Origin of the sequence: Modestobacter excelsi, assembly GCF_005930495.1 — a bacterium.
GTDB classification, from domain to species: Bacteria; Actinomycetota; Actinomycetes; order Mycobacteriales; family Geodermatophilaceae; genus Modestobacter; species Modestobacter excelsi.
Window position 1 is genome coordinate 91,494 of sequence record NZ_SJEX01000001.1, and the last position, 20,384, is coordinate 111,877.

General features: G+C 69.3%; 15 protein-coding genes. 4 read left to right on the forward strand and 11 right to left on the reverse strand.

Going from position 1 to position 20,384, the window contains the following annotated elements; translation table 11 throughout:
- Window positions 1–22: 22 nt before the first annotated feature.
- Together FHL80_RS00485 and FHL80_RS25125 are read left to right on the forward strand one after the other, a co-directional pair.
- The gene (locus FHL80_RS00485; RefSeq protein ID WP_138731518.1) at window positions 23–583 is read left to right on the forward strand and encodes a hypothetical protein; all 561 of its coding nucleotides are present in this window, start codon (window positions 23–25) and stop codon (window positions 581–583) included.
- A 71-nt stretch (window positions 584–654) separates the two neighbouring features.
- Window positions 655–1,101, forward strand: a complete 447-nt coding sequence (locus FHL80_RS25125; protein ID WP_216870305.1) for a cupredoxin domain-containing protein — start codon at window positions 655–657, stop codon at window positions 1,099–1,101.
- 396 nt (window positions 1,102–1,497) lie between these two features.
- On the opposite strand, the gene FHL80_RS00495 is transcribed toward FHL80_RS25125, so the two are convergent.
- From FHL80_RS00495 to FHL80_RS00520, 5 genes are all read right to left on the reverse strand, one after another.
- Window positions 1,498–3,687 (reverse strand): diguanylate cyclase domain-containing protein, encoded by a 2,190-nt coding sequence (locus FHL80_RS00495; RefSeq protein WP_216870306.1) that lies wholly within the window; start codon window positions 3,685–3,687, stop codon window positions 1,498–1,500.
- Between the two features lie 731 nt (window positions 3,688–4,418).
- A complete protein-coding gene (locus tag FHL80_RS00500) occupies window positions 4,419–5,201 on the reverse strand; it encodes an IS5 family transposase (RefSeq protein ID WP_138731520.1) in 783 nt (260 codons plus the stop codon).
- A gap of 1,270 nt (window positions 5,202–6,471) precedes the next feature.
- Complete coding sequence (locus tag FHL80_RS00510) at window positions 6,472–7,239, reverse strand: ParA family protein (RefSeq protein WP_138731521.1); 768 nt, start codon at window positions 7,237–7,239, stop codon at window positions 6,472–6,474.
- A gap of 270 nt (window positions 7,240–7,509) precedes the next feature.
- On the reverse strand, window positions 7,510–8,481 hold the full coding sequence (locus FHL80_RS00515) for a ferritin-like domain-containing protein (RefSeq protein ID WP_138731522.1): 972 nt from the start codon (window positions 8,479–8,481) through the stop codon (window positions 7,510–7,512).
- Window positions 8,482–9,658: 1,177 nt separating this feature from the next.
- On the reverse strand, window positions 9,659–9,976 hold the full coding sequence (locus tag FHL80_RS00520; RefSeq protein ID WP_216870307.1) for a helix-turn-helix domain-containing protein: 318 nt from the start codon (window positions 9,974–9,976) through the stop codon (window positions 9,659–9,661).
- Window positions 9,977–10,349: 373 nt separating this feature from the next.
- On the opposite strand from FHL80_RS00520, the gene FHL80_RS00525 reads away from it, so the two are divergent.
- On the forward strand, window positions 10,350–11,321 hold the full coding sequence (locus FHL80_RS00525) for a hypothetical protein (protein ID WP_138731523.1): 972 nt from the start codon (window positions 10,350–10,352) through the stop codon (window positions 11,319–11,321).
- Window positions 11,322–11,716: 395 nt separating this feature from the next.
- On the opposite strand, the gene FHL80_RS00530 is transcribed toward FHL80_RS00525, so the two are convergent.
- The 6 genes from FHL80_RS00530 to FHL80_RS00560 all read right to left on the reverse strand — a co-directional run bounded on the left by FHL80_RS00530 (window position 11,717) and on the right by FHL80_RS00560 (window position 19,185).
- Window positions 11,717–14,497 carry an ATP-binding protein gene (locus FHL80_RS00530; protein WP_281283413.1) on the reverse strand — a complete coding sequence of 927 codons (2,781 nt, stop codon included), beginning with the start codon at window positions 14,495–14,497 and terminating at the stop codon, window positions 11,717–11,719.
- A gap of 853 nt (window positions 14,498–15,350) precedes the next feature.
- Window positions 15,351–15,635: a DUF6510 family protein gene (locus FHL80_RS00540; protein WP_138731525.1), complete on the reverse strand. Its 285-nt coding sequence runs from the start codon at window positions 15,633–15,635 to the stop codon at window positions 15,351–15,353.
- 55 nt (window positions 15,636–15,690) lie between these two features.
- Window positions 15,691–16,449 (reverse strand): ferredoxin reductase, encoded by a 759-nt coding sequence (locus FHL80_RS00545; RefSeq protein ID WP_138731526.1) that lies wholly within the window; start codon window positions 16,447–16,449, stop codon window positions 15,691–15,693.
- Window positions 16,419–17,024: a molybdopterin-dependent oxidoreductase gene (locus FHL80_RS00550; RefSeq protein WP_138731527.1), complete on the reverse strand. Its 606-nt coding sequence runs from the start codon at window positions 17,022–17,024 to the stop codon at window positions 16,419–16,421. Before FHL80_RS00550 ends, FHL80_RS00545 begins: the two co-directional genes overlap by 31 nt.
- A 64-nt stretch (window positions 17,025–17,088) precedes the next feature.
- Entirely contained in the window at window positions 17,089–18,159 is a 1,071-nt protein-coding gene (locus tag FHL80_RS00555; RefSeq protein WP_216870308.1) for a redoxin domain-containing protein, read from the reverse strand.
- Between the two features lie 309 nt (window positions 18,160–18,468).
- Window positions 18,469–19,185: a hypothetical protein gene (locus FHL80_RS00560; protein WP_138731529.1), complete on the reverse strand. Its 717-nt coding sequence runs from the start codon at window positions 19,183–19,185 to the stop codon at window positions 18,469–18,471.
- Between the two features lie 401 nt (window positions 19,186–19,586).
- On the opposite strand from FHL80_RS00560, the gene FHL80_RS00565 reads away from it, so the two are divergent.
- Window positions 19,587–20,204, forward strand: a complete 618-nt coding sequence (locus tag FHL80_RS00565; RefSeq protein ID WP_216870309.1) for an MBL fold metallo-hydrolase — start codon at window positions 19,587–19,589, stop codon at window positions 20,202–20,204.
- The last annotated feature ends 180 nt before the right edge of the window (window positions 20,205–20,384 follow it).

The following is a 20,384-nucleotide window of genomic DNA, read 5'->3' on the forward strand; positions in this document are numbered from 1 at the left end:
GGCGCCACGGAAGGAGCCTGTCGTGAGCACCCACCTCTGGCGCACCGGCCTGCTCGTCGTCCCGCTGCTGCTCGCGGGATGCGCGAGCGCCGACGCCGCCCCTGGAGCGGCCGCGGCTGCGCCACCGTCGTCGTCCCCATCGGCCGTCGACCAGGCGCCACCATCAGGCACCGCCGCCATGGTCTGCGGGGCCGACGTCGTCGGCGACGTGAGCCGCGCGCTGGCCCTGAGCATGCCTCCGGTCACCGACTCCACCTGGGCCGACCAGCTCTTCACCTGCGACTACTCCCTGCCGATGGGCCCGCTGGTCCTCTCGGTGAAGGAGTCCCCGGACGCCGCGGCGGCGGCGGAGTACTTCGACGGCCGGCAGGCCGAACTGACGGGCGCCGCGGCCGCCCTCGGTCTCGGGGAGCGCGCGTTCAGCACACCGACCGGGACGGTGGTGGTCGTCAAGGACGCCATGACGCTCACTGTCGACGCCACCGGCCTCCCCGAGGAGTTCGGGGCCAACGGCCAGCGGCGCAGCGCCTTCGCCTACGAGGTCGCCTCGATCGTCCTTGGCTGCTGGACCGGCCACGAATGAACACCGACCCGCTGTCCCCGGCCTGGCCCGGGCCATCCCAGCGCAGGACCCGGACGAGGAGTGCACGAGCCATGACACAGACAAACAGCCACCGGTCCGGCCGACGGCGCGCGGTCCTGCTCGCGCTGTGCGGCGCGGTGCTCGCACTGGTGACCGCGTGCGGTTCGGACTCCGGGTCCAGCAAGTCGGCCGCCGGTGCGACGAGTTCCTCGGCCAGCTCGTCGTCCTCGTCCTCCGGGTCGGCCGCTGGGTCGAGCCCCGGTACGTCGGCCGAGGTCGTGATCCACATCGAGGACTTCGGCTACCAGGTGCCCGAGTCGGTCAGCCCCGGGGCGACGGTCAGCGTCATGAACATGGACGGCGAAGCGCACACCGTCACCGCCGACGAGGGGGACGCCTTCGACGCCCAGGTGACCGGCGACGCGACCGGGACCTTCACCGCGCCCATGACGCCCGGTAGCTACCCGTTCCACTGCACCTACCACTCGAACATGCACGGCGTCCTGGTCGTGCAGTGATGCCTCCCGGTCGCGGCGACCGGGCTCCTCCCTGGCGGGGCCCACCTCGAGGCAACCCAGATGGTCCCGGGCCGCCCCGGCCCGCAGATGGTCCGTACGACGTCCGTTCCAGCCCGCTTCGGCTGAGCGTGTGCTTGGTGGCCAATGCGCAGGCCAGCGCGGAGCGAAAATGGGGGAGTTGTCCGGTGAGCGCGTACGCCCTGCTGGGCCCGCCCGTGTCTGACGAAACTCCGGCGGGAACCGCGTGGGCATGGTGCCGACCTTTCCAGCGAGGCCGCAGCCTCACAGGCTGAGAGTCAACCGAACCGGGGGCAGTCCCTCGGGTGACCCTTGCCCTGCAATGAGCGGTACGCCGGGTGTGTCAGCACTGCCGTGTGAGAAGCCGGAACAGCTCTCCTAGCTGCCGGTCTTGTTGCGGTACATGGTGGTGTCGGCGTGTGCGACGAGCTCGGCCGCCTCGGTGGCGTCGCGGGGGAACAGTGCTGCTCCGGAACTCGTGCTGAGGTGGATGGTGGCGTCACCCAGAGCGAGGGGATGGTGGAGGGCAGCGTGGAGGTGCTCCTGAACCCGACGGAGCGTTTCCTCGGCTCGCTCCCATGCCGGGCCCGACGATCTGGTGCTCGGCGGAAGGCCGCCGAGCACCAGGAGGAACTCGTCGCCGCCGAGGCGTCCGAGCAGGTCACCTGCACGGACCGCCGAACGGAGGCGGCCGGCGGCCCAGGTCAGCGCCCTGTCCCCGGCAGCATGGCCGAATCGGTCGTTGATCTCCTTGAACCGGTCCAGATCCAGCATCAGGACGCCCACGCTTCCACCGCTCCGGCGAGCGCGTCGCAGCTCGAGTCGGAGGTGGTCGAGGATGTGCGCTCGGTTGGGCAGCGCGGTGAGCTCGTCGTGGTTGGCCAGGTACGTCGTCCGTCGCTCCCGCTCCACTCGGCTGGTGACGTCGAGCTGGTTGCCGATGTAGTGGGTGATGTCGCCGGCGGCGTCGGTGACCGGGCTGACGTGCAGCTCGTTCCAGAAGGCTGATCCGTCGCGCCGGTAGTTGAGCAGGACGGTGTGGACGTCGCGGCCGGCGAGGAGCCGGCGATTGATGGGCTGCACTTGAGTCGGGTCGGTGGCCGGGCCCTGCAGGAAGCGGCAGTTGCGCCCGAGCACCTCCTCCGAGGAGTACCCCGTGAGGCGCAGGAACGCCGCGTTGACGTAGACCAGCGGGAGATCCGGCAGAGACGCGTCCGCGATGACGATGCCGTTGCTGGCCGTCGCGATGGCCCGCAGCAGAACTTCCGGGAGGAGGGGCGGGGGCACCCGCGCGGCGTCATGAGCCAGTGCTCTGCCCGCGGCCGACGACCTCCGCCTGGGCAGAGCGCCGGACATCGCGCGCACCTTCCCCAGCACCAGGCCCGCCACGTCGAGGACCCGCTGCCGGTCGTAGGTCAGGACGTAGTCCAGTCGGCGCGTCCGGTGGGTTCGCGGACCGATGGCACGGGCGGGGTCGGCGCCGTCCCCGGCTGATACGTCCCGTGCGACGAGCGCGGCGGCGAAGTGCGGGCTGACGACGGTGATCACCCACTGCTCGGTGAGGGGGTCGTCGGACTCGAGGGCCGTGCCGTGGACGCCGGGGGCGGGCTCGTCGGGCATGCCGGCGCCGGTGACAGCGGTCAGCGCGGAGAGGCTGGCCAGTGACTCATAGCGTCGGCGGGTCGCCGGGGTCATCGCCTCCGCGGTTTGGAAGTTCGCCAGAACAACCGTCTGGTCGTCGAGGAGCAGCGCCTGCCGCTCCAGTTGCCGGGTCATCGAGGCGACCAACGGCACGGTGGCACGTTGTACGGGCGAGGACGCGGTGAGCAGGTCGAACGGCGTGCTTGGCCCCGCCCCGGAACGGCTGTCATCAGCAGATGGGAGCGGCTGGATGGACAAGGCCGACATGCCGACGGTCGGGAACGAGCCGGGACGTCCGAACATCCACCCCTGACCCAGTCGAGCGCCCATCGCCAGTGCGCGTTCGAGATGCTGCTGGCTCTCGATCCCCTCGGCGAGGATGATCGCGCCGGAGCGCTCGGCCTCGGCGCGCACGGCGTTGACCACCGCGGCGGCCTGCAGGGTCGTATGCCCGCGGACCAGGGCCAGATCGAGCTTGATCACATCGGGCCGAAGGAACGGCATGAGCGCCAGGCTCTGCGGGTTGGCGCCGGCGTCATCCAGGGCTACGCCCCATCCCAGGTCCCGAACGGCACTGATCCCGCGGACGAGTTCGGCGGCCCGCTCCAGGAGGTCGCGTTCGGTGACTTCGACGACGACGCGCACATGCTGCGCCGCCAGGTCCCTCAAATCCGCCAGTCGCGGCAGGCTCAGAGCAGACAACGTGACCGCTTCGATGTTGACGAAGAGGGTGACGGGACCTGGACTCTGCCCGGCACCATCCAAGGCAGCCCGCAGACAGGCTTCGTCGAGCTCGACCAGCGTTCCGGAGGCCCGTGCGGCAGCGAAGAGTGCATTCGGCGACTCATGCGGCCCGGGTTCCCCCCGCGACAGAGCCTCGACCGCGACGAGAGTGCCGTCTTGGAGGTCGACGATCGGTTGGTACAACGATCGGATCGTCCACCTGAGAGGGGCGGGCGACGTCACGACCAGCACCTTCCCATGTAGTCACCGCCTACACGAGCAGCCCACACGCGTTTCGCCTGAGCGATCGTCACCGGGCCGGAGATCGGCCATGAGGATCGAGGAGCGTTCGCATCCTCCCGGAACCGCGCCGATTCCTATCGTCGTGAGCGCCCGTGACGAGTCAGCGACGACCGCGGCTCACCACCGGCGGTACGAAACGCGCAGTGTCGAGCAGTCGACGCCTGAGTCGATGGAGCAGTCAGCAAGAACAGGTAGCCAGCCGTGTCACCCGACGTCCTCGCTGAGTACACCCTTCGCGGCCACCGAAGGCTCGACGTCCACGTCCACCCGGCTGGAGTCGCCTGGATCCGCGAACGCTGGAGGGAACCCTCTCATCGAACCGAGCGGCACAGCACACGTCTTCGGCCTGGTGCTGGGCAGTGTGCACAACAGTGGCCGAGTCACCCTCCGAGGCGTCGTCCGCGGTGCCGTTCACACGGTGGCAGACGGGCGTCCGCGACTTCCGCCGTCCGGACAAGTCGCCGGTCGACGGTGAGCAGGGGAGGTGCGGGGACGCGGCAGCCGTCGCACCTCGCCGTTGCACCCGACCACGCCGTGCTCGTGGACAGCGTCGACCAAGACCGTCCGCCAGTAGGTCAACGGATGCGTGGTGATCGTGGTCGGGTGTCCCATCGGTAGAGGTACCAGGCGGCTCAGAGCAGGGCACGGAGGGTGACGATCACGGCGGCCAGGTTGAGGTAGGCGTCGACGCAGTCCCGGCGGCGTTCGGTACAGCGACGGAGCTTGCCGAAGTCGTTGAGCCAGGAGTTGGCGCGCTCGACCACCCACCGTCGGCCCACCTGGATCGGTACCGGTTCGCCGCGGTGGGCGATCTCGCCGGCCATGCCCCGCTGGTGGAGGGCGTCTCGGCAAAGCCGGTAGTCATAGCCTGCGTCCGGGTGGACGGTGACGTCAGCGGGCAGCGGCGCCAAGTCCTTCACCGCGTCCAACGTCGGCCCGAGCAGCGCGTGGTCGACGGTGTTGGCCGGCGCAGACACCGTGGCCATCGGTATCCCGCCGCCGTCGGTGAGCTGGAAGCGCTTCATCCCACCTTTGCCCCGGTCGACCGGACTTCGACCAGCGCACTCTTCGCCGCAGGGCGCCTTGGTGGTGCAGCCGTCGACGGCCAGGTGTGCCAGGTCCAGGCCGATCAGCCGGTCGTAGGCGTCCAGGCAGGCCAGCCGCAGCCGGTCCCAGACACCGAGCCGGATCCACTCGTCGCGGCGACGGCGCATCGTGGTCGCTGAGCACGAGGAGTCCGCTGTCCGCTCGTAGCCGGCGCCGTACACCAGCGCCTCGACGAGCTTGTCGAACACCACGGCGTCAGCGATGCGCGGGCGGTGACAACCCAGCGGATGGTCATCGACAGGGGCGGGCAGTTCGGCGAGGAACTGCTCGCGCAGCGGGTCAAGGATGCACGATGGGAGCGCAGGCACGAGCGGTCCACATCTCACGGAGCGTTAGCACCTTCGCGAGCGTGGCCATCGTGCCTGCCCTCACTTCTCAGCCACGCTGCACCCCACCAAGATCGCGCCTACTGGCGGACGGTCTAAGCCGCGTCGGTGGCCGGGCTGAGCGTCGGTCCTCTCGCCGGAGCGACCCGGACCAGTCGGGCGGAGTGCCCGCCGGTGGGCCGCCGCAGTCGGGGCCCCGCCTGTGGGATGTGTGGCTCCGCTGGTCGTCGACGCAATCTGCCGGCCAGCAGGTCAGCGAGGAGTTCGAGGTGCGGGGGTCTCGTCGTCCCCAAGTGGGGACGTCGCCTGGTGAGGCGTCTGGCTGTTCGCTGACATCGCCCGATCTCTGACCCCGGCGTGCCGGCTCGTGCTCGTCGACAACGGCTCGGCAAGCCGATGGCACGGCGGCTGGGCGGCATCCCGGCAGCGGGTGCACCCGGGCTCAGGGGCCGAGGGAGTTCATGCGGGCAGGTCGGTTCCGGTGGACACGGAAGTCCTCGGGTGGGCGGCTGCAGCGTCGGCAGGACCTCGGTGAACAGGTCCACAGTCTCTCGACGGCGTCGCTCCCGCGGCCTGTCCACCACCTCACAGAACGAGTCAACGCAAGCGGGAGCAGTCCCCGCCTGTCCGAGCGCTGTGCCTTGGCCATCGGTTCGTTGCCACCGCCCGCAACGCCGCCGCCTGGAAGGGCACGAACGGCCAGCAGGGCGGTGACCCGGCCAAGCTCGCGACCGCCCTCCTCGGCCTGGCGACCACGGCGCAGCCGCCGGTGCGCTGGGTCGCCGGCGCCGGCGCCGGGGTCGAGCAGAAGGCCCTCGACCTGCTCGCCCAGGTCGACGCCCACCGCGACCTCTCCAGCGGCCTTGCGCACGACGACGCCTGACATCACCCCGGGCACGCGGACCCTGCCCACACGCCCTCTGTCCCAGTTCCACGAAGAAGGACACCGACCGGGATCAGGGGCGAAGGCGCCCGAGGGACAGGCAGACCGGTCCGAGGTTGATGGTGAGCCGGTCCCCTTCCGCTGGGCGCTCCCAGCTTGCTGAGGACCAGCACCGTGGCGTGATCCTCAGTTCCACTGCGTAGGTCGGTGCCGCAGCAAGGGCAGGGGCGTTCGGTGCGGCTTCCATCGGGAGGGCGACCGAGGGGGGCGTCACCGGCGCAGCGCCGGCGTGGGCAGGGCCTCGACGGAGGTCGTCGAGCAGGTCGTCCTGCAGGCTGCGGGAGGGGGCGCCAGAACGGGGGGCGGTGGTCATGAGAGCATCCTTTCGGCGGTCGAGCAGACTTCGTCGGCGAGAGCTCGGTAGGCGCAAGCGACCGGGCTTGTCGGGGAGGCGAGCACGACCGGCAGCTTGTCCAGGGTGCTGCTGGGCACCCGTCGGGACAGCGGCACCATGGTCCGCATCAGCGGCACGCCGGTTGCCTGCAGCGCCTCCAGCACCTGGCGGGCGGCGCGGCCGCCCCTGTCCCAGGCGGAGCACGCGGCGCCGAGCAGCACCGCGGAGGTGTTCTCGTAGGCGCGCTGCTGCTCGATGAAGCCGGCCACCCGGACCACGCCGAGCGCCGATCCCGGGTCGCTGGTGAAGACGGTGAGGACGGCATCGGCGGCGCACAGCGCGGCGAGCGTGAGGCCACCGAGGTCGCCGCGGGTGTCCAGAACGACGTGGTCGTACTCCGCCATGAGCGGCCGCAGGATGCGCCGCACGCTGGTGATCAGGCCGCCGGAATTCGACAGCTGGAGGGCGACGGCTTCCAGAGAGGGGTGCGAAGGCAGGACATCCAACCGGGGTACGACGTCATGGCGGATGACATCGCGCGCCGATGCGGTCGGGTCCTCCAGGCAGCGGGCGAGGCTGTCGTCGTAGCCCTTGGCCACGACGCCGAACGCCCGGCCGAGGCTGTCCTGAGGATCGGTGTCGACCGCCAGCACCCTGCCACGGCCGGCCAGCGCCACGGCGAGATTGGCCGCTGTCGTCGACTTGCCGACACCGCCCTTGGACGAACAGACAGCCAGTCGCATAGGCACGAAGTGTGAGGGCGCTCATACCCCAAGGGGGGCGGGAAGCGCCGGGCGAGAATGCATCGCTCCACCCCACCTGTCGCAGGCTGCTCGACGTCCCCACCGGCACCGCATCCATGCCGAAGACTTCCCCGCGCGCCTCGTCGCGCTGGGCTCCCGCCCCGGGTGACCGCGGTACGCGGGCGGGGAGCTACGGACGGACGCGGCTGGGCACGCGGAAGGGCCCGTACCCCGAGAACGGGGTACGGGCCCTTCGGCAGGGGGTGTTCGTCAGCTGCTGACGCCCACGGCCTCCTTGGCGAGCGAGGCGAGCTGGGTCTGCGCGGCGCTGGCCACGTTCGCCCGGCTCTTGTGGGCCTCCTCGTAGGAGATGATCACGCGGATGTCGCGCGGCTCCTTCAGGCCCTTGATCGCCTTGATGGCGTCGGCGACCGAGAGGTTGTCGTAGTTCTTGATCGGCAGCTCGTCGGCCGAGACGTCGCCGAGCTCCTCGCGGGCGGACCGGGCAGCCTCGGCGGCGTCCTTGTTGCCCTCGCGGCGGGCGATCTGCTCAGCGCGGCGCAGCGAGGCGCTGCGGCCGGCGGTGAGTGTCTCGCGGACGGCGTCGGTGAGCTGCGCGGCGCGGTCGGTGACGGCGGAGAACCGGTCGGAGGTCTCCTCACCGGCCTGCTTGACGGTGTCCACGGCGTTGTTGACCGTGTACGCCCAGAAGCGGACCGGGGCGTTGACCGTGCGGGCCACGCCGCCGGCGACCTTCTGGACAGGGGTCGCAACGAGCGCGGCGGGGCCACCGAGGGCGTCCTCGGCGAGCACGACGGTCAGCCACTCGACGGTCGCCTGGTGGGCGCCGATGAGCTTCTCGGCCAGCCGGCGCACCTGGGTCTCCCCGGCCTGCTCGGCGAGGACCTTGACGTAGGTGGCGCGGTCTAGCAGCTGGTGCTCGAGCGACAGGTCGGTGAGAAGCGCCTCCTCGAAGGGGGCCGCCTGCTCGAAGGTGGCCTTCAGCGCCGCGGAGAGCCGGCCGAGGGCCGGGGTGACGACGTCCGGGACACCGCCGAGGCCACGGAGGGCCTCGGTGATCTCGATGGTGCGCGCCGCGGCGTTGTCGGCGTTCTGCGTGAGCTCGCGGCGGACGGCGTCGGTCCGGGCCTGCGAGATGCGGGTGCGCGCCACCTGCTCCTCGGTCTTGGTGAGGAGCACGATGGCGCGAAGCTGGTTGACGATCTTGCTGTTGTCGGCCATGTCTTCACTATGCCCCCGAACCGCGCTTGCTAACTCTTGCAAGCACATTGCTAGCAGTGAGTCCGGTCACGCCCGCTCGGCTGGCTGCTGGCCTACCTCGCCGGGGCCATCGGGTCTGGGCTGCACCTCCAGTCCGGCGCAACCTCGGCGCGCCCGCAGACTTCGGTTCCTCGTCTCATGCGGTTACACACTCGCCGACATCGAACGGCAGATGGGACTGCCCCCGGCCCTGCGTGTAGGTGGCCCATCGCGGTGGAGCGAAGCTCCACCAGGCCCCGGCCTCAATCGCGACCAGTCCAGCCTGCACGAGCGCTGTGCCGCACGTTCTGCGCCCGCGCTCTGAGCATCTGACCTGCTAGTGGGGCGGGTGGGGCTCGAACCCACGACCCAGGGATTATGAGCACTTCCACGCCGAACGCTGTGCTGACGTGCGCAAACGCAGGTCGCTGGCGAGCGTGCAGCATCCAGTACCCGGCTGTAACGCGATCCGGCGAAGTTGCCGCTGACGACGATGATCGCTCGGGGCGAGGCCGATGTCCACGACCGCGGGGCACTAAAAGGCCTACGGAGTCAACCAGCCATCGGGGCGACTTAGCCGTAGGGCTGACCACCTCCACTGAACCTGGGGCGGGACAGCTGTCCAACACGATCCCAAGCCGCACGTCGGCTGGGTGCAGCGAGCGCAGGTAGCGGCGGAAGGCCAAGAACTCGATCCGTCCCTTGCGGACCTTGACGTGGCCGTAGAGCCGGTCGGTGGACAGGTGGTAGCCGGCCGGCAGATGCCGCACCCCGTGCGGGCGGATGTAGGTCGCCCGCCGGCGACGGTGCCGTGGCCGGGCCTGCGCGCCCCTGCCGGCTGCGACCAGCGCCCACTGATGCCCGGGGTGGGGCGGGAGCTTCAGCGGCCCGAACTTGTCCATATGGATAACCACGGTCGGATCCCCGGGTATGGGCGCGCTTGCTGTCGGCGATGGCGTAGAGGCCCAGCACCCGGTTCTTCTTGGCCTCGTAGTTAGGATCGGTGCTGGTCTTCCAGGTCTTCACGGCTTGGAAAGGAGACGCCCTCTTCGCGCAGCAGCACTCGCAGGCCCTCGTGGGGGGATGTCGTCGACCACCCCTCGGCGACCAGGAAGTCAGCAACTTCGACAGGCTCCAGGTCGAGAAGGGCAGCCCGTGATCAGCCGGGCGGGCCAACGCGACCTTCCTGATCTCCGCGCGTTGCGCAAGATCGAACTTCGGGGGGTCGTCCGCCGGCATACTTCGGTTTCAGCGAGTCGAACCCGTCGGTGTTGAAGTTGTGCAGCACGTCCCGGACCCGGTCCGGGCTGGTGAACGTCACCGCCGCGATCCCGGCCGGATCCATGCCTTGGGCGAACAGCAGCACAATCTGCGCCCGCCGCCAGGTCACCACCGACCCACTGGACCGCCGGACGATGCGCAACAGCCGATTGCCCTCGTCGCTGCTGATTTTCCGGACCTGCACCCGATGCACCATCTCGCATCTCCTGCGGGGAAGACAAGATTGCACCAGACGAGAGTCCAGCACCCCAGCTCGGACCGCCCGGGCCAACGTTCACGGCCGTGGCACTAGCATTGGCCGCTCCACGGCACCCTGCCTGAGGCTAATTGCGCCTGATGGCCGAACAAGCTGGCGGCCAACGTCGCTGGCGACGCCAGGACGCGTCTCCGCCTTAAAGGAGGTCGGTTGGCACGCGGTGACTGTGTGGCAGCACGACGATCCTGGATCCGCCGCGATATCATTGCTGCTCACGTCGTAGCACGAAGGTGCGAGTGGGTGAACCAAGTCCGAGGACATTGTTCGCAGGGTCCGGGGCCCGACAAGGCACGGCATCCTGATAGGAACACGCATGAGCGATTGGACCTTAGACCGTTGGTTCGGGATGGCGGGGGTCATCGTCGGCCTGTTGGGCATCGGGGTGGCCATCTGGACATGGCGCGCAGGCCGAGACGAAAGCGTGCCACGCTATCGAATCGCCACCCATCGCCTCATAGGGCCTTCAGATCCAACGTCCCCGTTCAGTGCAACGGATGAAAATCTGCACCTAAGCTACGAGTCGATGGCGGTTACCGAAGCATCCAAGGTGTACATCGTCTTTTGGAATGCGGGAAAAAAGATGCTCGACTGGGAAGCGAACGCCTTAACGGAGGAGCCACTGGCCGTGGAACTGCCTCAAGGAAGTTCGATCCTCGGGGAACCTCGGATCCTCAAGCAGACACGACCATCGATACACTTCGACGCCCAAAAGCTGGACGGCTGTCCAAATGTTGCACGATTTACCTTCACGTTTCTAGATCGCGGAGACGGCGCCCTGGTAGAGATGCTTGTCGGTGGGCCGACCCGGGAAATGACGGTGACGGGAGCCTTTAAGGCGTCGAAGCCGTTGAAATCCGACGGTCTGTTGGGTTTGGCGCCAGACATGCCTTTTCGGGAGAGGTTCTTACGGGAGCTTGTCGGGGCGCTTACCTGGGGGAACGGAGTGGCCACCCCCGTGCTCATCGGCATACTGTCGCTTGTGAGTGTCGGGGTCTTTGCCAGCACGAGTCTCCTCGCGGCGGTTATAGCCCTCCCGGTGATTGCAGTATTCTGGATTTGCGTCATGTGCCTTGTGATTCCTGCACTGAATGCTGCAAGTCCCCAAACTGTCGCATATGGCAACGGGGACAGCAAGAAGACGCCGGCACCCCTTAAAAAGCTGCCGTCGCCCCTCCAACGGATTCCCGTACCCTTACCTGCTCGCTCTTCCTCCGGCGGACCCCTGCGCCGTTTTATCGCCGATGTGCGAGAGGATGTTGTGCGTGCACGAAGCCGAGTCCGATAGCACTTCAAGCACCACCGACGGGGGGAAAGCGGCGCGACACCTAGCGGGCTCGGTGAAGGCCGCCGGGGGAAGGGTTCCCAGGGGCCAATGCTAGTGCGCTAGGGAAGTCGGCGTGTTCGAGGCCGACGAAGGTCCTGAGGACGTCGCCGAGGCAGATACGCGAGCGTCTGCATTTCCGGCAAGTGCATCGGCCAGACCTCGTCGACGGAGCCGTCGTTGTTCGCTCCGCATCATCACCAAGAATGAGCTAGTCCGTCTGCAGTCGTGCGGGATCCGAGGAGGGTCGGCTCCAACCTGCCGTCCGTTCTTAGGGTGACCATGTCGCTGACTCGAGTCGTCGTCGGAGCGCGACTGGAAGAACCGGGGAGTGGCCGCGTCATGGACGACGCCCTGCCTCACGGGTTTGCGTCCGATAGGGCTCGGTGGAGGTCTCGTCGGGAACGGACGCCGAGCTTCGCGAACACCTTGCGGAGGTGCCATTCGACGGTTCGGGCGCTGATGAAGAGTCGGGCTCCGATCTCCGTGTTGGTCAGGCCGTCGCTAGCCAGGCGGGCGATCTGCGCTTCCTGGACGGTGAGGTTGTCCCGCGTCTCAGCGGGGCGCGTGCCGACGCTTGCTCCCGTCGCGACCATTGCGTTTCGGGCTCGTTCGGCGAACCCCCCTATGCCCATGGCAGTGAACAACCTGTGCGCGATGCCCGACTCACTGAACGCCTCCGGCTGACGGTTCTTCTCCAGCAGCCACTCGCCGTACAGGAGGTGTGCTCGGGCCAGCTCGGCACGCACCCGAGCTCGAGCCAGGTGCTCGATGGCCTCCCGGTACGCCGCCTCAGCAACGTCTCCGTCCTCGAGCAGGGCGCGCGCCCGAGCCTGCATCCCCAGCGCCCACTCGGTTCCGCTCGCGAGTGCCTTGCTGCTGAGTCGCTGGAACGCGTCTGTCGCCAAGTCCATCCGTCGCGCCCGGGCCGCGGACTCGACGAGTTCGGTGAGCCCCCAGTTGTGGGCCACAAGTTCGCCCGGGTCGACGCACGCGTTGAGCGCTGCCGCGCAGGCCTCGTCGTACTCGCCGGACCCGTTGAGGAGGACGGCCCGCGCGTATTCGCAGACGGCGACCCCGATCCCCTCGCGGCGGGACCTGGCCTCGCGCAGCTTGGCGTGGATCAGTTGTGGGAGCGCGCGAGTGTCACCGCTCCACGCGCCGTAGGTGAGGGCGCCGTAGGCGGTCTCGCTAAGGCCTTCCACCTCTCGCACCAAGCGCGCCTCCTCGACGAGCGCGGCAGCCGCGGTCAGCTCACCGCAGAAGACGAGTATGGGGATGAAGGAGCTGAGGGCGAGTGGCAGTTCGCTGAGTGCCCCTGTCTTGCGGACGGTGCTCAGTTGCTGCTCGGACAGGAGGTAGGCGCCCTCGTCGTCCCATAGTTCCAGCGCCAGGACGCTGCCTTGCCAGAGCAGGTGCAGGCCCTTGCTCGTCACGTCCGCTTCCTGGCGCAGACTGGCCAAGGCGCGCCTGCCCACAGGAACCGCCGCGGCGTAGTCATCGGCGAGGTCAGCAAAGGCTTGGAGCAGCTGATCCCGGGGCCGGAGCACCGCATCCTCTCGTGGCAGCGCCGTTCGTGCTGCCCTTGCCAGCTCCTCCACCGTGACGCCCTCGCTGAGTCGGGCCGCGAACTGGGCTGCCGAGAAGGCGTCCAAGTAGGTCTCGCGCGCCAGCTCCGGATCCAGTGGCTGTAGCCGACGAGCCGCTGCCAGCAGGAGCGGGGCCGCCTCGTTGCCCCGTCTCGAGACGAGAGCCAGCTGAGCGCGCACGACGTCCATCCGCGCATGGTGCGGCTCGTCGAGCGGTCCCTCGCCGGCGACGGCAAGCATTGCTCGCGCGGTGTCGAGGGCGCCCGCTCTCAGCTTGGCGAGGGCCGCATCCAGGGCGCGTCGGGTTCGAGTCGCCGGATCCGGCGTCAGTTCCGTTGCTCGGGTCAGGAAGGCGGCGGCCGCGGCGAGGCCTCCTCGCGCTTGGGCGCGGCCGGCCGAACGCTCGAGCTCGGCGGCCACCTCCTCGTCCGGGCCCAGCGTTCCGCACGCCCGGTGCCAGGCCCGGCGATCCGGGTCGACGTCCGCGTCGGTCACCGCGGCCAGGGCGCGATGGACTCGGAGACGGTCGACGGCGGGAGCGGAACGGTAGGCGGCCGATCGCACTAAGGGATGGGCGAACACGACGGTTCCGCCCATCCGAAGGAGTCCGGCGTCCACCGCCTGCTCTAGTGCTGCCGTGTCGACGCCGAGCTTCGTGGCCGCACGGCGGAGGAGCGCGGGATCACCGAGTGGCTCAGCGGCCGCTGTCAGGACGAGCTGTCGGGTGTCTGGTGGGAGCAGCGCGAGGCGCTGGACGTAGCTCTGCTCGATCTTCCCGGCCACCGGTCGGTCATCGAGCAACCCGAAGCCTCCGGCGAGTTGCGCTGTGGTCCAGGTCCGGGGCAGCTCCAGCAGTGCCAGCGGGTTGCCGTGGCTCTCCGCGACGATCCGATCCGCGACGCCCGGGTCCAACGGCCCGCGAACGCTGGACAACAGGAGCGTTCGGGCGTCGGCGCTGTTCAGCCCGCGGATGCGCATCTCAGGGGCCCCTGCCAGGAAGTCGTCCCCCGCACCCGTCCGGACCGCACACACCAGCGCGACAGGCTCCGCAAAGAGCCGTCGAGCGACGAAGGACAGGACCTGCGCGGAGGCGCGGTCCATCCATTGGGCGTCGTCGACGACGCAGGCCAGGGGTCCTTCTTCAGCGGCCGCCGCAATCAGCGAGAGCGTGGCAAGATCCACCATGAGCCGGTCGGGGGCCGGACTGGAGCTTCGCCCTAGCACCGTCGCGAGCGCATCCCGTTGGCGGACCGGCAGTCCGTCGAGATGCTCGAGCAACGGCCCGCACAGCTGGTGGAGGCCGCTGTAAGGCAGCTCCATCTCGGACTCGACGCCTGCCGCCCTGACGACACGCATACCCGCCATCTGGTCGGACAGGTAGGCCAACATCGCGCTCTTGCCCACCCCGGGAGCGCCCCGCAGGACCAGGACCCGGCTCTCACCGACGAGCACGTCCTTCACGAGGCGGTTCAAAACCTGATGTTCGCTGCGGCGTCCCAGCAACGCCGAGGGATGGACGTGGCGTCCTCCAGTCGGCGACGAGGAGCTCACCGGACCGCCCTTCCACGACGTGTCGAAGCACTGGCGGGATGGCGGGGGAGTCGCTCACCGTTATGCGCTGACGTCTTCACGCCGCAGCTCCCCAGCGATGCAGGCCCTGCTGGACGCTCGACAGGTTAGGACTGTCACCTGGGTGACGTCGCGGCTGGCGCCGCGGCGACTCCGACCTGGCGTCCCGTCGCTCCTCGCAGTAAGGGGGCACCGACGGCAGGGTGGGGGAGCGGCTGAGGCGACGCGGTGCAGGCGGGCATGAGCGGACTCCCGGACGCCACAACTCGATCAACGACCTGGCTGACGGCAGACGACGCACACCCGGGGCCTCAGCGAGGTCTCCAGCGATGTCGGCGCGTGGTGAGGCGCCAGGTGCCGCAGTGAAGGCCAGTCCAGTCCGCGCCCGGATCGCCGTCGCCCGGGCCCTGCGCCGCGGTGTTCGGCTGGGTTTCCCAGGCTGGCGGGTCGGTGCGCTCAAGGTGCTGACGGATTGCCGCGACGCTGAGCGCCAGGCCCTCGAGTGCCTCGACGGCGCGCGTGGCGAGTGCAGAGGTCAGGTTCTCGCGCTGCTGGCGGCGAGTGGGCTCGCGGTGGCCCTGTGCGGCGTCAGTCTGGCCGCGCGGGCGAGGCGTGGACTCGGCCCACGCCTCGCCGCCGCTTCGCAGATCGACGAACAGCTCGCGCCTCGGCTGCGCCTGTTCGAAGAATTCACCCGAGGGTCAGGCCGGGTTGGTCGACATCCGTGTCCCTCTCCGCTCATCCGCGGCATCACGGCGACCGCAGATGGCCGATCCGCGGGCGATCGCCGCAATTCGGCCAACGAGCCCGCTCGGCAGGTGGTGGCCGAGAGCGGTCAACCGACCGGTGGGGCCGACAGCAACTGCACGCCGGTCATCTCAAGCCGCCGCCCGGAGTCGTCGGACGCGCAGCGCATGACCACCTGCATGCAGCCCGGGCAGCGCAGCACCATGGCGGGGGCGTCGGCATAAACCAGGTGGGCGCCCAGCGCCGTCCGGCTATGGCAGTGCGCGCAGGTGAGCATGGCCGTGGTCGGGTCCATGGTCATCACCTCGGCGAGCACGCCAGCCGCCGCGTTGCCGTCCAGTCGGCGGTCGCGCTCCTCCGTCGGGTCGCTCATCGTTTCCTCCCTTCCCCGCGCCTTCCGGTGCGGGTGTCCACATGTTGGGTCGGGTTCACGCCGGGCTCTCGGCGCCGCCGAAGCGCTCCAGCCGGACGCTCGACGGGTCGTGACCGAGTTCGACCAGGGTGGTCGCGACAGTCTCCACGAACACGGTCGGGCCGCACACGAAGATCCTCGGCCGCTCCGCCGGGCCGAAGGCCCGCTCTTGCAGCAGGGCTGCGTCGATGCGACCGGTGGGACCGGTCCAGTCCGCCGGTGCCCCGCGGGTCAGGGTGACCGTCGTCTCCGTCCCGAGCAGGTCGCTCCCCAGGACGTCGCCGGCGGTGCGGGCGGAGTAGAGCAACCGGACCGGCGTGGGGCTGCCCGCCCTGCGGGAGTGGTCCAGCATCGCGAGCAACGGGGAGACACCGGCGCCTCCGCCCACGAGCTGCACCGGTCGCCGTTGCTCCGCCGGAGTGGTCCGGTCGGCGTCCGCGGACCAGATGAAGTAGCCGCCGATCGGCCCACGCAGCTCCAGGGCGTCCCCCGCCTGCATCTCCGCGGTGAGGTACCCCGACACCTCGCCGCCGGGGAGGTGCTCGACGAGCAGGTGCAGCCCGGGCTGCTCGGGTGGTGAGGCGATCGAGTAGCTGCGCTGCGTCCGGTAGCCGTCCTGGGCCGTGAGCCGCACGTCGACGTGCTGACCAGGCAAGTGTCCGGTCCAACCGGGCACGTCGAACACCAGCCGCCGGACCCGATCTCCCTCGGGCCGGCTGTCGGTGAGCCGGGCCAGCAGCCAGGTCAGTCGCCGCTGTACCGCTGCTCTAGCCACGGGTCACCGCGGTCGTGATACCCGAAGGTCTCCCAGAACCCTGGTTCGTTCGCTCTCGTCAGCTCCAGCCCACGGACCCACTTCGCGCTCTTCCAAAAGTAGAGGTGAGGAACGAGCAACCGCGCCGGGCCACCGTGCTCGGGGGCAAGGGGCGCCCCGTCATAGGTGTCCACCACCCAGGCCCGGCCGTTGGTCACGTCCTGCAGCTGCAGGTTGGTGGTGTAACCGCCGTCGGAGAAGGCCTGGAGGTGGGCGCCTTGGGTGCCGACGTCGGCGAGCAGGGTGTCGACCGCGACGCCCTCCCACCGGGTGCCGAACTTCGACCACTTGGTCACGCAGTGGATGTCAACGGAGATCGCCTCGCGTGGCAGCTGCCGGAACTCCTCCGAGGTCCAGGTGCGCGGCGCGTCCACCACGCCTCGTACCGAGAAGTCCCACGCCGTCGGCGGTGTCCGGGGCGTGGGGCCGGCGGACAGCACGGGGAAATGATCCCCGACGTCGTACTGGCCAGGTGGCAGACGGTCGGTCGTGGTGGTCGAGCTGCGGCGATGGAACCCTCGGGAGACCAGGGACATGACATCTTCCTCCTTGTCAGACCATCCAGCGGGACGCATCGGGTCCGTGAACGATTTCGGCGGGTCAGCCGAAGGTGAACGCGTAGACACCCACGCCGGGGCCGGTGAACTCGATGTCGACGGTCCGGGTATCCACCGAGCCGTGCTGTCGGACGAGCTGGTGCAGGCGAGGGTCGCGGATCTCGCCGTCGCCCGAGCAAGCGACGTCGATCCCGGCGTCGGCACCAGGAGGTCGGCCGTCCACGAGCAGACGGAAGCGCACGACCTTCCCGGCCGGCGGCGCGACGACCAGATGGAGGTCACGTGCGTGGAAGCGGCAGGTCAGCCGCCCGCCGGGTGCCTCCGCGACCGATGCCTCGCGACCGATCCGCCAAGTGCCCGAGAGCGCCCAGTGCCCGGTCCGCAGGTGCGCCGGCATCGTGTACTCGCGGGGCTGGTCCGGAGCTACGTGGCCGGGGGAAGCGAACCCGGCGGTCCGGTCGTAGCCGAGGTAGGTCTCAGCCGAGCGCAGCGAGTTCCAGTCGGCGGGGGCCTCGACGCCGCGGGCTTCGACCGGTACCGGCTCGGGACCGAGGTCGCCGGCCCCGGCCTCCATGAGCAACTCTCGCAGGATCGTTTCGGTCTCCTCGTAGCCACCCTCGCCGACGGTGTGGTGGCGAAACCGTCCACGGGCGTCAACCAGGTACAGAGCCGGCCAGAAGTGGTTGTGAAAGGAACGCCACACGGCGAAGTCGTCGTCGATGGCGACGGGATAGCCGATGCACCGGTCCTGTATCGCACGGCGGACGTTGTCGATGTCGCGCTCAAAGGCGAACTCCGGGGAGTGCACGCCCACCACGACCAGCCCGGAGCCGCCCCAGGCCGCTTCCCAGGCGCGCAGGTGGGGTAGCTGGCGCAGCCAGTTGATGCAGGTGGAGGTCCAGAAGTTGACCGCGACGACCCGGCCCCTCAGGTCGGCGCCGGTGAGCGGTGGCGAGTTGAGCCAGGCGGTGGCCCCATCAAGGGAGAACGCATCCTCGGCCGGCCAGAGGGCGGCAGCGCCGTCGGCGGCCCCGCGGTCCTCGGCCCGGACGTCGTCGTGGTGGAGCAGTCCTCCGTGCCGGTTGGCGGCGAGATATAAGAAGTCGGGGGTCATGGCTGACGGTCCTCTCAGAGAGTCGCAGCGGTCGCGGTTAGGGCCGAGGCGGTTGTGCCGATGTGAGCCTCGGCCGTCGCCCTGTTCGCTCGCGCCCGTGAAGTGCCCGGCGTCGTCCCGGGTCTCCCGGGCCGAGTGCGTGCCTATCAGGCAGACACCAGGGCGCTTTCCGGCCCTAAGAGACGGGCCGTCCGATGCGGGCGGCCCGCCCCTCCGCGAGCAGAGCCGGATTTCGTCGTTGAGCATGTGGTGAGCGCGTGTCGTCGCACGCGCCTAACGAACGTCCTGGGCGGTGCGGCTAGCCCACGGCTAGCCCTGTGGTCCGAAGACGGCGCCCCAGACCTGCCTCGCCGGCAGCGTCTTGTCGCCGGAGCGGTACTGCAGGTGCCGGAGCTGCATCTGCAGCTCCGGATCACCGCTCGTGACCTCGTTGCGTGGCAGGTGCATCGCGAACGGACGGCAGAAGTCGGTGGTCCCGGCGTTGACGATGGCGAAGTACGGCGCTGTTTCGGCCGTGGGGTAGACAATCCACACCGTTGTGCCCGGAACGTCACACGGCTGCAAGGTGAGGTCTTCGCCCTGTGCCACGCGCGCCACCCCCACGCACAGGCCGGTCTCGACCCCGAGCGGCGCGTACTTCTGCTGCACGGCGTTCAGGTCACCGTAGTGGCTGTTCGCTTCCGCGGACACCATCCCGTCCGCATAGAAGTCGGAGACCTTGCCCCCGTTCGTGGCCCCGCCGGGCCTGAAGTCTTCCGACGGGTCCGTGCCGCTGACCGGCTTCAGGCCGACCGGCTGCCCCACTTGGGCGCCTCCTCCGTCGAGAACGGCCTCAACGAAGTTGACGTCGGCGAAGGTGCCGAGTTCGCTACTGAAGACCGAGATGCAGCCTGGGCCGCATTCTGGAGTAGCCGCGTATGCGGGAGCAATTGCCGCCGCGCTGATGCTGGCGGCCATTGTCAGAGTTGCCGCGCAGGCCAGCACCTTCTCTCGGGTCGACAGCACCTGGGTGGACGATCGGGTCATGACGGACTCCTCTCAGGAGCTTGAAGCGTGTTGTGGTGAATGACGCGAAGTGCTCGGAAAATCGCGCGACGTGTCTCCGGCCCGATGACCGTGACGGAGCTCCCCCGTGATCGCCTCGGGGAGACACCCCGGCCGATTCACTGGTTCTGATCCCTCGCCTGGGCCGGCGGTCGTCGACAGGAGACATGGAGATTCGACGCTCGGCTGCCACGGAACCGACCGGAGCACACCTTCGGCGTGCTGCCATCGCAAGAGACCTCCGAGGAGGCGAATCTGCGGCCGTCCCTAGCGCCGGCCAGGAAAGGGGCCAGGGTCACTCCCTGACGCGAACAGCATCAGCGCGACGCCACGGTGGACCGGGCGGCGTCGATCGATGCCCGCCGAGGACATCGGAGGCTCACATGACAACCGTTACGACGGCCGGGGACAGAGCGGGCATCGGCATTCCTGGGTCGACCGAGACCATCCGTGCGACGCCGAACCATTCAGCGGTCGCCAGGCGAGTGCGGGAAGCATCGACTTACCCCGTCCCGGCAATCGCCACTGGGCCCGCGATCGGGCATGACGGGTACGCCATCGAGGAGCTGGGCGACAGGGTCTTCTGGCTGAGCGACGGGGCGTACCAGAGCATGTTCGTCGTCACCGACGAGGATGTGATCGCGGTGGACGCCCCGCCCACCCTGGGACACGACATCGTCCGGGCGATCGCCAAGGTCTCGAGGAAGCCGGTCACCGGCGTCGTCTACAGCCATCAGCACTCCGACCACGTCGGCGCCATGTCGATCTTCCCTCACGATGTGCCGTACGACGCCCAGCGCGCCACTGCCCAACGCCTGGTTGCCCCAGCCGACCCGCACAGGCCGCTGGCAACTCACGTCTTCGACGACACCCTGACGATCGAGGCCGGCGACCGGGTCCATGGCAACGAGGGCGTGGCCATGCTGGCCGCCCTCGACCGGCCGGAAACTCTCGGCTGGGCCTGCCGCGGCCCGGGCGCTGCGACCAACGGGCCAGCGTGAGTCCACCGGGCCAGCGGGAGTCCACCGGGCCTAGCGGGGCGGCCGCATCGCCTTGAGGTCCACCGGCAAAACTCACTGCTGCGCCCCGACGTGAACGGCGAAGGAACCATGCGTTCCCAACGGCCGGGCGACTCTGGCAGATACCACGGGACACGCGACCTGGCGGCGGCCAGCTCTCGC